We start from the raw sequence: 12,634 nt of genomic DNA on the forward strand, positions 1-12,634 counted from the left end.
CGGCCTGAGGAGGACGAATGCACGAAGGCCCCATCACCTTCCAGGGAGACCGGCTGTGGCTGCCCCTCGGCTCGGTGCCCACGGGAGCCCGGGCACGCCTGAGCCTGCCAGAGGGTGTGACCGTGCTGCGAGCCGAGGCCGACGAGGCCCCGCCTGCGGGTGTGGAAGCCCTGGGACTGCGCGAAGCCCACCCGCGGATGGCCAGGGAGGACTGGCTGCGTGCCGGGCGGGCCTACCAGTGGCTGGAATGGGAGGCGGGGCATCGCTTCTGCGGCCACTGCGCGGCGGCGCTGGTTCCGGCCGAAGGGCACGGCCGCCGTTGTCCGTCCTGCGGGCGCGCCGTCTTTCCCGGGAATTCCATAGCCATCATCGTGCTCATCCAGCGCGGCAGGGGGCCGGCTCGCCAATGGGCCCTGGCCCGCTCGCCCCATTTCAAACCGGGCGTGTACAGCTCCGTGGCGGGGTTCACGGAGCCCGGGGAATCCCTCGAGGCCGCGGTGCACCGGGAAGTCTCGGAGGAATTGGGCATCCGCATCCAGCACCTGCGTTATTTCGGAAGCCAGCCCTGGCCCTTTCCCAACGGCCTGATGGTGGGCTTCCGGGCCGAGTACCTCGATGGCGATTTGAGGCCGGATCCTTCCGAACTGGAAGACGCCCGCTGGTTCACCCGCGAGACCCTTCCCGATCTTCCCAGCACCATCAGCATCGCGAGGTGGATGATGGACGCGGCCCTGGCGGAAACCGATTGATTCCGGGTGTGGCATCCGCCCGCGGAAGACCGATGCCGTGTGGACTATTGGCTTATTGAGGCCGGGAGGAATGGATCGGGTGCTTAATGGAAGGCTGTCAAAGCCAGGGTCGGATAACTGCGAAGAAAGGCCTCGCGGCGGTCGATGCTGATCACGGCGAGGAAGCAGGAATCCTCCGCCACTGCTGATTCTGCGTAGGGAAGCCCCAGGAGGTATTCCCTCAGTCCGAGAAACCCTGACGGAAGGTCTTCGGCCCGCAGAACACGGGAACCGGAGGCGCCTTCAAGCCTGACCGAGCCCATGGCGAGCTGGAATACCGAGCGGGCTTCGCCGCCGGCTTCGTAGAGGCGTTCTCCCGGTTTGGCCAGGCGGCGCTCAGGCGCACAGTCGAAGCGGGCGCGCAGGTCGCGCAGTTCCTCGTTGGCCTCCTTGAGGCGGCTCGTGAACTGGCGGCAGAGAATGCGTGTGAGCCCGGGAAAGCCCGCCATGATGGCGTCCAGATGGGCTGGCTTGAGGTGCAGGGCCTGGCAGGCGCCCACGGCGCGCACCGTGGCCGTGCGGTGCTGAGCCCCGAAATAGGCCATTTCGCCGACGATCACGGGGTTGTCCGGATGGCATTCCAATTGGGCCAGGGGCTGATGGGTGCCGTTCGGCTGGGCCTTCTCCACCACCAGGCTGCCCTTGCGCACGATGAAGAGATCCTGTGAATCCTCGCCTTCGCGGACCAGCAGCTCGCCGTCCCTGAAGCGCAGCGCCACGATGTCCGGACAGGCCGCCAGCAGGGGGCCCAGTTCGGCGTCGGAGGCCAGGTCCAAGGCGGCGGGATCGAGGAGATCGGGCATGGGCGGCTCGGGCGGAGGAAGGGCCCGGCCGCGGATCCTTCAGGGTTGCGAGGTGGTGGCATCCCCCGGGCGAGCAGGCAGGGACAACTTACCACCCACCCGGCCCGACCGGGAGGTCGCCATGGGGGCCTTCAAGCGATTCCGGACTCGTACCCGCACACCAAGCGCTCGGGAAAGACCTGGACGCTCCAGCCTGTCTCAGAATCCTGGCTCTCGAAATCGATGCCCGCCTGGTGTTCGCAGCTGGCGCAGAAGGCGAAGGATGGGCCGGAGAGGTTGCGGTCTTCATCTCGGAGGTGATGCGACTGGCCGCGTGGGCAGCCCAGGATGATGAGCCAGCTTCCCAGGCCTGAGGGATGCTTCGCTTCGACATAATCCATGAATGCATCCTTGTGGCACAGTTCGGAATGGAAAATCTAACAGGCATATCTTCTATGCTGAAACACGACACATTAAATCCGGAATCCTGTCGGCATACCATTCAAAATTCATCCAATATTTTATTGAGCTGGTACGAGCACATCGAATCTGATCGATCCCTCAACAAAATGCCTGGCTGGTGGACCGGATATACGAATCTTGGGCATCCCCGTTCAGCCTGAATTCCCGACGCAAAAAAAGGAGCGGGTGTCCCGCTCCTTTTACCCGTCTCGCACCCTTCTCAGCGCGTCTTTTCCTAGCTGCAGCCCGTGGTCGCGCCGCAGGTCTGGCACTTCATGCAGGCGCCGTTGCGCACCAGGGTGAGGTGGCCGCATTCGGGGCAAGGATCGCCGGTGTAGCCCTTCTCGCGGGCGGCCTGCGCGGCCGATACCGTGGCCTTGGCTCCGGACACACCTACCAGCACGGGAACCGGGGCGTCTTCCTGGGCGGGCGCGCCCGTCATGGAACCCTCGGGGAAGGGCAGGGGCGTGCCCGTGGGCAGGGCCGGCATGGCAGCGCCAGCCTGGCTCGCGGGGCGCAGGCCCGTGGCGGCGTTCACGATCTGCTCGGGTTCCACATGGGCCAGGTCGTAGCGGCCCAGGTAGCTGATGGCCAGTTCGCGGAACACGAAGTCGATGATGCTGGTGCTCATCTTGATCGTGTCGCTGCCCATGACCATGCCGCCGGGTTCGAAGCGGGTGAAGAGGAAGGCGTCGCAGAACTCTTCCAGGGGCACGCCGTGCTGGAGGCCCATGCTCACGGCGATGGCGAAGCAGTTGAGCACGGCGCGGAAGGCGGCGCCCTCCTTGTGGATGTCGAGGAAGATCTCGCCGAGGCTGCCGTCCTCGTATTCGCCGGTGCGCAGGTAGAGCTTGGTGCCGCCCACGGTGGCCGATTGCGTGTAGCCGCCTCGGCGGTTGGGCATGCGGCGCCGGTAGGTGCGCACCAGCTGCTGCGCCAATTGCTGAGTCATCGCCTGGGCCACCGCAGGGGCCTTCTCGGTGGCGGTGGCCGATTCATCCATCAGGGTGTCGGCGCCGTCCAGCAGGTCGAGGTTGGTGGCCATGGCCTGGCTCATCTTCGAACCGTCGCGGTAGAGCGCCACGGCCTTGAGCATGAGCTGCCAGCTGGCCTCGTAGATGCCGCCGATCTCGTTGACGGTGGCTTCCGCAGGCAGGTTGATGGTCTTGCTGATGGCGCCACTGAGGAAGGGTTGGGCGGCGCCCATCATCTTCAGGTGGCCCATGGGCGCGATGTAGCGCTTGCCCGTGCGGCCGCAGCGGTTGGCGCAATCGAAGATGGGCAGGTGCTCATCCTTGAGGTGCGGCGCGCCTTCCACGGTCATGGTACCGCTGAGGGCCAGCATGAAGGTCTCCACCTGCTCGGGGCTGAAGTCCCGCTTCAGACGTTCGACGTCGATGGCGTAGGCGGGATCGAAGGCGGTGGGGAGCTTCTGCTCCACGAGGGAGATCTCCTCGTCGTCCCAGCCGTGGGCCTTCAGCATCGAGCGGGTGATGCCGGGCGTTTCGTCGGTGATCTGCAGCCAGCCCACCACGTGGCGCTCGATGTCGTGGATCTGGCTGGGCGAGTAGCCCAGGCGGGCCAGGGCCTCGGGGATGGCGCGGTTCACGAGCTTGAAGTAGCCGCCGCCGGCGAGCTTCTTGAACTTCACGAGGGCGAAGTCGGGCTCGACGCCGGTGGTGTCGCAATCCATCAGCAGGCCGATGGTGCCCGTGGGCGCCAGCACGGTCACCTGGGCGTTGCGGAAGCCCCACTGCTCGCCGTAGGTGAGAGCCGTGTCCCAGCTTTCGCGGGCCGCATCGGTGATGCGCTTGGGCACGCCCGCGCCGTGCAGGCCCTGGGGCCGGATGGAGAGCTGTTCGTATTCAGAAGCAGGGGCATTGTAGGCCGCGCGGCGGTGGTTGCGGATGACGCGCAGCATGTGCTGGGCGTTCTTCTGGTAGCCGGGGAAGGGCCCCAGTTCGCGAGCCATCTCGGCGCTGGCGGCGTAGGCGTCGCCCGTGAGGATGGCGGTGAGGGAGGCGCACCACTGGGTGCCTTCCACGCTGTCGTAGGGGATGCCCATGCGCATGAGCATGGCGCCGAGGTTGGCGTAGCCCAGGCCCAGGGTGCGGAAGTCGTAGCTGAGCTTGGCGATGGCTTCGCTGGGGAACTGCGCCATCAGCACGCTGATCTCGAGGACGATGGTCCAGAGGCGGATGCCGTGGCGGTAGCCCGCGAGGTCGAAGCCGCCGTCTTCCGTGAGGAAGGTGCAGAGGTTCAGCGAGGCCAGGTTGCAGGCCGTGTCATCCAGGAACATGTATTCGGAGCAGGGGTTGCTCGCGTTGATGGGGCCGTCTTCGGGGCAGGTGTGCCAGTCGTTGATGGTGGTGTTGAACTGGATGCCGGGGTCCGCGCAGGCCCAGGCGGCGCGGTTCACCTTCTCCCAGAGATCCTTGGCGCGGAGCTTCTTGCTCGTCTTGCCGTCGATGCGGCGCTTGAGCTCCCAGTCGCCGTCCATCTCCAGGGCGCGCATGAAGGCATCGGGCACGCGCACGGAGTTGTTGGAGTTCATGCCGCCGACGGTGAGGTAGCCCTCGCCGTCCCAGGACGTGTCGTAGCCCGCGAGATCGCGGAGGAAATCGCCTTCGGCCAGGCGGCCCAGGCACTGGGTCAGGAACGCGGCGGGCACGCCCTCGCGCTTGGCGCGGGCGAGGGCCTTGCGTAGGGCCTCGTTGGTCTTGGGGTCGGCATCCTTGGAGGTGGAGCCTTCCACGGTCTTGCAGATGGCGTCCCAGTGGCGGCGCAGCATGGCGCTGCCGGCGGCCATCATGGCGACCTTGCGCTCTTCCGTGACCTTCCAGTCGACGAAGGCTTCGATATCGGGGTGATCCAGGTCGAGGCAGACCATCTTCGCGGCGCGGCGTGTGGTGCCGCCGCTCTTGATGGCGCCCGCGGCGCGGTCGCCCACGGCGAGGAAGCTCATCAGACCCGAGCTGCGACCGCCGCCCGAAAGGGGCTCTTCTGAGCCGCGCACCTTGGAGAAGTTGGTGCCCGTGCCGGATCCGTACTTGAAGATGCGGGCTTCGCGGGTCCACAGGTCCATGATGCCGCCCTCGTTGACGAGGTCGTCGGTCACGCTCTGGATGAAGCAGGCATGGGGCTGGGGACGCTCGTAGGCCGAGGTGGACTTCTTCATCTCGCCGGTCCTGGGATCGACGTAGCTGTGGCCCTGGGCCGGGCCGGAGATGCCGTAGGCGTAGTGCAGGCCCGTGTTGAACCACTGCGGCGAATTGGGCGCGCACATCTGGTTGGCGAGCATGTAGGTGAGCTCGTCGTAGAAGGCCTGGGCATCCTCGGCGGCGTCGAAGTAGCCGTGGGTCTCGCCCCAGTGCCGCCAGCAGCCCGCCAGCCGGTGGAAGACCTGGCGCGAGTCCTTCTCGCCGCCGTTCTGGGCGTCGATGCCCTTATGGCGGAAGTACTTCTGGGCCAGGATGTCCACGGCCACCTGGGACCAGGTCTCCGGCACCATCACATCCTTGGCCTCGAAGACGACGGTGCCGTCGAGCTTGGAGATGCGGCTGGTGCGCGGAACGAAAGGAATCCCTTCCAAGGGGTCGTGACCTGCCTTGGTGAAATGGCGGGCGATCTTCATGTGACTGTCCTGTGGGCAGTGGGTGGAAAGGACGGGCTCGAAAGAAATGGCTTTCCGTGAGGCGCACAAAGCTCTCCCCGGGGGGTGGGGAAGTTTGAAGCTGACCTCTATGGGTTGTGCCGGGAGAAAAGGATGGCCCCAAGATGTAGGGGTGTCAAGGGGCCTGGAGCGGATTTTTCCGCAGATTAAAAACCTCGCAGAAATAAGGGACTTTGAGTGCCAGTGCCGCTTGGCGAAGGGTCCTTCCGCTGGCGTTGCAGGGAGGATCGCGGCTAGTCTGGATTCAAGCCGGGCCCCATGCATCGGGGTGCGATGAACCGGGTCAGGTCGGAAGAAGCAGCCCTAAGTCGTTCCCCCGAGTGCCGTGGTAAGCCCGGCCCCTTTTCGGGGCCAGGCTTACCATCCGTTCGCGCGGCGCCTTCGGCTTGCGCTCACGGGTCGGCACTGGCATACGCTTCCAGTGGGTCCCCGCTCCGCAGAGCCCCCCAGGCTCTGCTCCGCGACCCACTTAGGTCGCGCACGTGGTAAGCCCGGCCCCTTTCGGGGCCAGGCTTACCATCGATCGGCCTGCGCCTTCGGCTTGGCCTCTCGAATCGGCACTGGCATGCGCTCTGCGCCGGAGCCCGACTCCGCAGGCTCCGCGGGAGCCTGCTCCATCACCCGGCGGTCGCGCACGTGGTGAGCCCGGCCCTGGGTTCCAACAAGCGAAAAACAAATGAGCCTACCTCGGAATCCGCGCAGCGGATTCTGAGCCCGCCCGGCACACGGAATACAAGGGGCAGGCCGCGCAGGTGCTGCGTTTGCGGATGCCGGGGCAGTCGCCTAGGATGCCCAGGTGGCTAAGGGCGAAGTCGTAGCGGAGGGGATCCACGGGATCCAGGCGGCGGAGGGATTCGGTGATCTCGAGGGCCATTTTCCCGTCAGGCGTCGTGCGACGGCTGAGGCCGATGAAGTGTGAGACCCGCGCCACATGCGTATCCAGCGGGATGACCAGTTGATCGGCCGGGTAGCGGGTCCAGAGCCCGAGGTCGGGCCAACCCGAGCGCACCATCCAGCGCAGGAACATGCGCCAGCGCTTGCAGGCCGCGCCTTCCAGGGGATCGGGCAGGGAGAAACGGGATCCGTACGAAGCGGGCAGGTCCGTGCGCAGGCGCTGCACCAGGCGCGAGAGCGCGTCATCGGGCCCTTCTCCGGCCCGGGGCAGGAGGTGGGATTCCAGGCCCTGGCCGCTTTCCGCATCGAGCTGCTTCCAGGCCAGCAGCCAGGCGATGAGGTCGGCGGCCGTGTGGAAGCGCCAGGCCCAGGTGGACAGGGCCCGGGAGAGCTCCCTGCGGATGGCGGCCCCGCTTCGCGTGCGAAGCCAGTCCGCGGGGCTGGAGCCCAGGGGTGCCAGCGCGACGCGCACGGCGCGGATCATGGGATCCACGCGGCCATAGGCCAGGTGGGCCGCCACGAAGGCGGCGACTTCCCGGTTCATGGGGGAGTCATAGGCGAGCACGACGCTGAAGGGATCCTTTTCGAGGGCCTCGGCGGTGTCGTAGCGGGCGCAAAGCCCGTCCAGCCGCGTTTTAAGAGTAGAGACCGAGGTTCCCATGGCCTCAGTGTCCCAGGAGGGAGGGACCTCCGTACTTCGAAAAAACCGCACCTCGTGCCGAAAATCACTATGTAAGCAAAGGTATTGCCGGTAGTCTGATGAGCGGTGGCCCGTGGCCCCCTTCGGAGAAATAACCGCACATGATGAACCTGCGTGGCCTTGGCAACCTGGCGAAGATCCTTGAAGAAGCCGCAAAGCCTGATTCCGTGTTGCGGGAAGACCGCGAAAAGCCGAAGCCCAAGGTTCTCAAAAAGGGAGAGAAGGCCGGGAATGTCCGGACCATCGATCCCAAGCGGAAGGTCTGGTACGAAAAGCGCCTGAAGGAAATCACCGCGAAGAGCCCGGCCCCCGAAGGCTCGGCCTCCGGTCCCGTGAGCGCCCCCGTGGTTCCCGCCGCGCCCGCCCTGGCCAAGAATGTGGCCTCCAAGCTGGGCGGTTCGCTGCTGCAGACCCTGGCCGCCGCCAAGGACGCGAAGCCCAAGGCCGATGGCCAGAAGCGCTCCGAAGCCTGGCGCCGCAAGCCCGGTGAATCGATCTTCTAATTCGCAGCCAAACGGATGCAGAAGAGGGCGGCCACAGGCCGCCCTCTTCTTGTCTACACGGGGGCAATAGGCCCTGTGTCTAGGCTTGGCTGGCTGCAGGCCTGAGGAACTTCCGCCCGATCCAGGTGGCGGAAAGGGGGCGTTCGAGCCGGCCCTGCCGCAGGTCGCCCAGGGTCAGCAGCGCCAGGTCCAGCACCGGCGTGGTGCCGTCGAGGGTGCCGTCGGCCAGCAGCGTTTCGAGGTTCGCGCGGGGAATGGTCCGGAGGCCGCTGCCCAGTCGCACGATCACGGCCTGGGGATCCTCCAGGGACAACCCCACCTTGCCCATGAGCTGGTTCACGCCGCGCAGCATGCCGTCGATGGCGCAACCGGAGGGCTGGCTGGCGAGGATGGGCTCGGCCACGGCCAGGATGCGGTGCTCCAGGAGGGTCCAGGCGCCCTGGTACTGCACGCCCTTGTGCCGCCAACGTCCCATGAGGGCCTCCATCTCGGGGGTGATCACGGAAGCTTCGGTGGGTTGGGCCAGGGCCAACAGCCACAGGCGGGCTTCATCGGGCAGCGAATCGAAGGCGGAAAGGGACACGGGGACTCCAGTCGTTCAGGACAGTCTATGGGATGCCGCCGCTCCCGGCTTCATCTCCTGTTCAAACACGTCTCGGTTTCCGTGACGAAAGTTCGGGGCAGTCTCGCGTAAGGTGGAGGACGATGCGAGATACGGCCATTCTTCTCCTGAACCTGGGCGGTCCGGTGAATCTGGACCAGGTGGAGCCGTTCCTGGCGGCCCTCTTCGGCGACCGCGACCTCATCCGCCTGCCGGGTCCCGCCTGGCTGCAGGGGCCCTTCTCGCGGCTCATCGCGAAGCTCCGCGCCCCGGGCGCAAAGGGCCGCTATGCCGAGATCGGCGGCGGTTCTCCGCTGCTCCGCGAAAGCGCGCTGCAGGCCTCGGCGCTGCGCGCGGCGCTGCGCGCCTCGGGCCGGAATGAACCCGTGAAGCTCTGCTTCCGCTACGCGGCGCCACGGGCCGAAGGCCTGCTGAAGGCCTTGAAGCGCCAGGGCATCCGGAAACTCGTGCCCGTCACGCTCTACCCCCACGACTGCCGCGCCACCACCGGATCGAGCCTGCGGGAACTGGCCGTGGAAGCGGCCAAGGCGGGCATGGAGGTGTTGCCGGGTGTGGACCACTACGCCACGGACCCGGACTACCTGGACGCGCTGGAGCGCCCGCTGCGGGCCGCGCTGGCAGAGCTGCCGGGCGCCACGGTGATCTTCAGCGCCCACAGTCTGCCCGTGCGCCAGATCGAAGCCGGCGACCCCTACGAGCGCGAGATCCACGCCACCCGGGATGCGCTGATGGCGCGGCTGGGCGAGATCCCCGGCGGTTATACATTGGCCTACCAGAGCCGCACCGGGCCCGTGCGCTGGCTGGAACCGCCCCTGAAATCCGTGCTCGAATCCATGGGCGGCAAGGACGTGATCGTCGTGCCCATGAGCTTCGTCAGCGAACACATCGAGACCCTGCACGAACTCGATATCGAATACCGCCACGTGGCTGACCAGGCGGGCATCCGCACCTACCGCCGCGTGGCCGCACCGGGCGCCGATCCGGCCTACATCCGCTGCCTCGCGCGGCGCGTCCTGGAGATCCTCCCATGAGCACCCTGATCCTTGGCGGCGGCGTGACGGGCCTGGCGGCCGCCTGGCACCTGCAGCGGCGCGGTGAATCCGTGGAAGTGTGGGAGGCGGGCGCCAGTGTGGGGGGATGGATGAAGACTCTGCCCTGGGAAGGCGGCCACTTCGAAACGGGCCCCCAGGGTGTGCTCTGGCAGAAGGGCACGGCGGTGGACCGCCTCTTCAGCGCCCTCGAGCTTCCGTTCAAATCGCCGGGCACCGGGGCCCGCTGGGTGGGCAAGGGCGGGCGGCTCATCCCCGTGCCCTCTTCGCCACCGGCCTTGATGCTTTCACCCCTGATGTCGCTGGGCGCCAAGCTGCGGATGATGCTGGAGCCCTTCGTCTCCGTGCGCGATGGCGAACCCGAAGAAGGGCTGTCCGCCTTCATCACGCGGCGCCTGGGCAAAGGCGTGGCGACGGAACTGCTGCCGTCGATGATCGCGGGCGTGCTGGCGGCGCCGGCGGAGATCCTTTCGGTGGACGCCATCCCGAAGCTACGCCAGTGGGAAGCCACGGGCAGTCTGGTGAACGGCATCCGCAAAAGCGGCGTGAGCCACATGGTGGTGCCCGAAGGCGGCATGGGCCAGCTGCCGATCCGTCTCGCCGCGAACCTTCCTTCCGTGCGCACGGGCTTGCGCGCGGAGCGCTTGGAGGCGCTGCCGGGGCGCCGTTGGCGGGTAAGCGGCGGGGGCGAGGTCCGCGAGGTCAGCCGCGTGGTGCTGGCCCTCCCGGCCTATGAGGCGACGGCCCTGCTGGGTTCCGCCGCGCCGCAAAGCGCAGAGGCCCTGGCGGCCATTCCGTACACGTCTGTGGATCTCTGGCACAGCCGTCACGCGCCGCTGCCGGCCCTGAAGGACAGCTTCGGCTTCCTCATCCATCCGCCGGAAGGCCGGGGGTACCTGGGTTCGCTGGTGCCCTCCTGGATGGATCCTCAGAGTGCGCCGGAAGGCCTCATGCAGTTGCGGAGCTTCATCGGCGGCGCTTTTGGCAAGCCGGCGGATCTGGAGAGCTGGGAAGGCGTCTACGCGCGCCTGAAGCACTGGATCCCCAGCCTCGGCGAGACGGTGGCCATGCGCCACGAACGGGCCGACCGGGCCATCCCGCGCCCCGAGCTTGGCCACCGGGCGCGCGTGAAGGCCGCGGTGGAGGGGCTGCCCGCCGGGCTCGATTGGCTGAGCAACGCGCGGTTCGGCCCCGGCGTGCGCGATATCCTCGAAGGGCTCGAAACCTGGAATTGATTTCAGGGAACGGTTCTTTCCTGTTGATGACAAGCGCTGGCCGACGATCCAGAATGGGGGCTCACTTCCACAGAAAGGAGTTCCCATGCGTCGTCTCCTGTTCGCTGCCTTCCTCGCGCCTTCACTGCTCATGGCCCAGGCCACGCCCATCCGGCCCCACGCCGAGCTGAAGACCGGCACCGCCGTCGAGAAGATGGAGATCGTCGGCGAAGCCTCCGAATTCAAGGTGCCTGCCGGCACCAAGATCTACGCCTGGGCGAAGGTCATGGGTGCGGCCGATACGAACGTTACCTTCGTCTTCAGCAAGGGTGACCAGACCTCGAAGCAGGAGCTGAAGGTGCCGCGCTCGCCCTACCGGACCCACGCGTACCGGACCTTCCGCAAGGGCGACGGGGGCGAATGGACCGTGAAGCTCATGGGCGATCAGGACGCCGTCCTCGGCACGGCCACCTTCAAGGTCGAGGTCGAATAGTCTGATGCGGACCTCCTGCCTTTTGCTCGCCACCGCATGTGGAGTGGCGCCGTGCCTGACGGCCCAGACGCCTGAACCGCCGAAATCCCCCTGGTCCGACAAGGCCGCCCTGAGCTACGTGGCGGTCGCCGGCAATGCGACCAGCCAGACCCTCGGCTTTTCCAACGAGTACAAATACACATGGAGCAACGCGACCTTCGCCTTCAACCTCGGCGGCGTGCGCGCGGCCGCGACCACCGTGGATCGCGCGGCCAGCGGGCCCAGCCTGGATGCGGCCACCATCACGGAAACGCGGACCACCAAGACCAGCACGGAGTCCTATTTCACGAACCTGCGCTACGACCACAAGCTGTCGGAGCAGCTGCAGTGGTTCGGTTCGGCGGGTTGGGAGCGGAACATTCCGGCGGGTCTGGAAGGCCGGTATGCGGTGATCGCCGGCCTGGGGCATTGGTGGATCAAGGCCGACCGGACCAAGTTCTTCACGGATGCGGGTGTGGGCTACACCAAGGAAACGCCCCTGCTGAGCCAGCCCGGCGAGGATGAATCCTTCGCCACTTTCCGCCTCGGCGCCAAGCTGGAGCAGAAGGTCTACGAGGCCTCGCTGTTCACCTCCGAACTGGCCGTCTCCGACAGCTTCAAGGACAGCCAGAACTACCTGGCGGTGTGGCGCAATGCCTTCACGACGACCCTGTCTTCGCGCCTCGCCCTGAAGGTGGGCTACGACGTGACCTACAAGAACAAGCCGGCCTTCGTGGGGGTGGACGTGGTCCAGACGCCCGTCGCCACGCCTCCGGTGGTGCTGGGTCAGGTACCCTTCCAGTTGAAGAAGACTGATACGGTGTTCACAACCTCGCTGGTGATCACCTTCTAGACCCGGAGCCTCCATGACCCTGATGGCCATCCTCGACGGCGCCCTGCCGGTGGGGGTTTCCATGTGGAAGATCACCCAGCCCTGGTGGGAATTCGTGCTGCGGGGCCTGGTGGTCTACGGATTCCTGCTGATCACGCTCCGCCTCACAGGCAAGCGGCAGGTGGGCCAGCTGGCGCCCTTCGACCTGGTGCTGCTGCTGGTGCTCAGCAACGCCGTGCAGAACAGCATGAACGCGGGCGATAACACCGTGGCCGCAGGGTTCATCCTGGTGGGCACACTGCTGGCGGCCAACGGGATCATGTCCTGGATCACCTGGCGCAACAAGCGGGCGGAAATCCTGCTGGAGGGCCGTCCGCAGATCCTCGTGCATAACGGAGCCGTGGATGAGGGCGTGCTGGCCTCGGAGCGGATCACGCGACATGAGCTGATGGCCGCGGTGCGCCAGGCGGGGCTGTCGGATCTGGCGGATGTGCGCGTCGCCATCCTCGAAACCAACGGCCGGATCAATGTGATCGCGAAATCCGTCGAGAAGGCTTGACGAAACGAATAAAAAGCGAAAACTTGTGGCATGAGCGTGAAGCAT

The 12,634-nt window shown here is 66.5% G+C and carries 12 protein-coding genes and 1 other RNA gene; 8 read left to right on the forward strand and 5 right to left on the reverse strand.

Going from position 1 to position 12,634, the window contains the following annotated elements:
• Positions 1-17 precede the first annotated feature (17 nt).
• Positions 18-749 carry an NAD(+) diphosphatase gene (gene nudC / locus QSJ34_RS03345; protein WP_285570297.1) on the forward strand — a complete coding sequence of 244 codons (732 nt, stop codon included), beginning with the start codon at positions 18-20 and terminating at the stop codon, positions 747-749.
• Between the two features lie 83 nt (positions 750-832).
• On the opposite strand, the gene QSJ34_RS03350 is transcribed toward nudC, so the two are convergent.
• The 3 genes from QSJ34_RS03350 to QSJ34_RS03360 form a co-directional block, all read right to left on the reverse strand.
• Positions 833-1,591, reverse strand: a complete 759-nt coding sequence (locus tag QSJ34_RS03350; protein ID WP_285570300.1) for a cyclic nucleotide-binding domain-containing protein — start codon at positions 1,589-1,591, stop codon at positions 833-835.
• A gap of 131 nt (positions 1,592-1,722) precedes the next feature.
• The gene (locus QSJ34_RS03355; protein WP_285570303.1) at positions 1,723-1,971 is read right to left on the reverse strand and encodes a hypothetical protein; all 249 of its coding nucleotides are present in this window, start codon (positions 1,969-1,971) and stop codon (positions 1,723-1,725) included.
• A 296-nt stretch (positions 1,972-2,267) separates the two neighbouring features.
• Positions 2,268-5,666, reverse strand: a complete 3,399-nt coding sequence (locus tag QSJ34_RS03360) for an adenosylcobalamin-dependent ribonucleoside-diphosphate reductase (protein WP_285570306.1) — start codon at positions 5,664-5,666, stop codon at positions 2,268-2,270.
• A gap of 286 nt (positions 5,667-5,952) precedes the next feature.
• Here QSJ34_RS03360 and ffs point away from each other — a divergent pair.
• Positions 5,953-6,048: signal recognition particle sRNA small type (gene ffs / locus QSJ34_RS03365), an RNA gene on the forward strand.
• 339 nt (positions 6,049-6,387) lie between these two features.
• On the opposite strand, the gene QSJ34_RS03370 is transcribed toward ffs, so the two are convergent.
• Complete coding sequence (locus tag QSJ34_RS03370; RefSeq protein WP_285570309.1) at positions 6,388-7,260, reverse strand: TIGR02757 family protein; 873 nt, start codon at positions 7,258-7,260, stop codon at positions 6,388-6,390.
• A 140-nt stretch (positions 7,261-7,400) separates the two neighbouring features.
• Here QSJ34_RS03370 and QSJ34_RS03375 point away from each other — a divergent pair, with 140 nt between their 5' ends.
• Complete coding sequence (locus QSJ34_RS03375; protein ID WP_285570312.1) at positions 7,401-7,802, forward strand: hypothetical protein; 402 nt, start codon at positions 7,401-7,403, stop codon at positions 7,800-7,802.
• Positions 7,803-7,881: 79 nt separating this feature from the next.
• Here QSJ34_RS03375 and QSJ34_RS03380 read toward each other — a convergent pair whose 3' ends face one another.
• The gene (locus tag QSJ34_RS03380) at positions 7,882-8,385 is read right to left on the reverse strand and encodes a hypothetical protein (protein WP_285570315.1); all 504 of its coding nucleotides are present in this window, start codon (positions 8,383-8,385) and stop codon (positions 7,882-7,884) included.
• A 122-nt stretch (positions 8,386-8,507) separates the two neighbouring features.
• On the opposite strand from QSJ34_RS03380, the gene hemH reads away from it, so the two are divergent.
• The 5 genes from hemH to QSJ34_RS03405 all read left to right on the forward strand — a co-directional run bounded on the left by hemH (position 8,508) and on the right by QSJ34_RS03405 (position 12,589).
• Positions 8,508-9,455 carry a ferrochelatase gene (hemH, locus tag QSJ34_RS03385; RefSeq protein ID WP_285570318.1) on the forward strand — a complete coding sequence of 316 codons (948 nt, stop codon included), beginning with the start codon at positions 8,508-8,510 and terminating at the stop codon, positions 9,453-9,455.
• Positions 9,452-10,708, forward strand: a complete 1,257-nt coding sequence (locus QSJ34_RS03390) for a protoporphyrinogen/coproporphyrinogen oxidase (protein ID WP_285570321.1) — start codon at positions 9,452-9,454, stop codon at positions 10,706-10,708. Before hemH ends, QSJ34_RS03390 begins: the two co-directional genes overlap by 4 nt.
• 85 nt (positions 10,709-10,793) lie before the next feature.
• Positions 10,794-11,180 carry a DUF2914 domain-containing protein gene (locus QSJ34_RS03395; RefSeq protein WP_285570327.1) on the forward strand — a complete coding sequence of 129 codons (387 nt, stop codon included), beginning with the start codon at positions 10,794-10,796 and terminating at the stop codon, positions 11,178-11,180.
• A 43-nt stretch (positions 11,181-11,223) separates the two neighbouring features.
• Positions 11,224-12,051, forward strand: a complete 828-nt coding sequence (locus tag QSJ34_RS03400) for a DUF481 domain-containing protein (RefSeq protein WP_285570330.1) — start codon at positions 11,224-11,226, stop codon at positions 12,049-12,051.
• A 61-nt stretch (positions 12,052-12,112) separates the two neighbouring features.
• A complete protein-coding gene (locus QSJ34_RS03405) occupies positions 12,113-12,589 on the forward strand; it encodes a DUF421 domain-containing protein (protein WP_420798826.1) in 477 nt (158 codons plus the stop codon).
• Positions 12,590-12,634: the final 45 nt, after the last annotated feature.

The organism is Geothrix limicola (assembly GCF_030268085.1).
GTDB lineage: Bacteria > Acidobacteriota > Holophagae > Holophagales > Holophagaceae > Geothrix > Geothrix limicola.

What these genes read in the sequence shown, in the direction of transcription:
- nudC (WP_285570297.1), top strand. Translation starts at nt 18, where the DNA reads ATGCACGAAGGCCCCATCACCTTCCAGGGAGACCGGCTGTGGCTGCCC.
- QSJ34_RS03350 (WP_285570300.1), bottom strand. Translation starts at nt 1,591, where the DNA reads ATGCCCGATCTCCTCGATCCCGCCGCCTTGGACCTGGCCTCCGACGCC.
- QSJ34_RS03355 (WP_285570303.1), bottom strand. Translation starts at nt 1,971, where the DNA reads ATGGATTATGTCGAAGCGAAGCATCCCTCAGGCCTGGGAAGCTGGCTC.
- QSJ34_RS03360 (WP_285570306.1), bottom strand. Translation starts at nt 5,666, where the DNA reads ATGAAGATCGCCCGCCATTTCACCAAGGCAGGTCACGACCCCTTGGAA.
- QSJ34_RS03370 (WP_285570309.1), bottom strand. Translation starts at nt 7,260, where the DNA reads ATGGGAACCTCGGTCTCTACTCTTAAAACGCGGCTGGACGGGCTTTGC.
- QSJ34_RS03375 (WP_285570312.1), top strand. Translation starts at nt 7,401, where the DNA reads ATGATGAACCTGCGTGGCCTTGGCAACCTGGCGAAGATCCTTGAAGAA.
- hemH (WP_285570318.1), top strand. Translation starts at nt 8,508, where the DNA reads ATGCGAGATACGGCCATTCTTCTCCTGAACCTGGGCGGTCCGGTGAAT.
- QSJ34_RS03390 (WP_285570321.1), top strand. Translation starts at nt 9,452, where the DNA reads ATGAGCACCCTGATCCTTGGCGGCGGCGTGACGGGCCTGGCGGCCGCC.
- QSJ34_RS03395 (WP_285570327.1), top strand. Translation starts at nt 10,794, where the DNA reads ATGCGTCGTCTCCTGTTCGCTGCCTTCCTCGCGCCTTCACTGCTCATG.
- QSJ34_RS03405 (WP_420798826.1), top strand. Translation starts at nt 12,113, where the DNA reads ATGTGGAAGATCACCCAGCCCTGGTGGGAATTCGTGCTGCGGGGCCTG.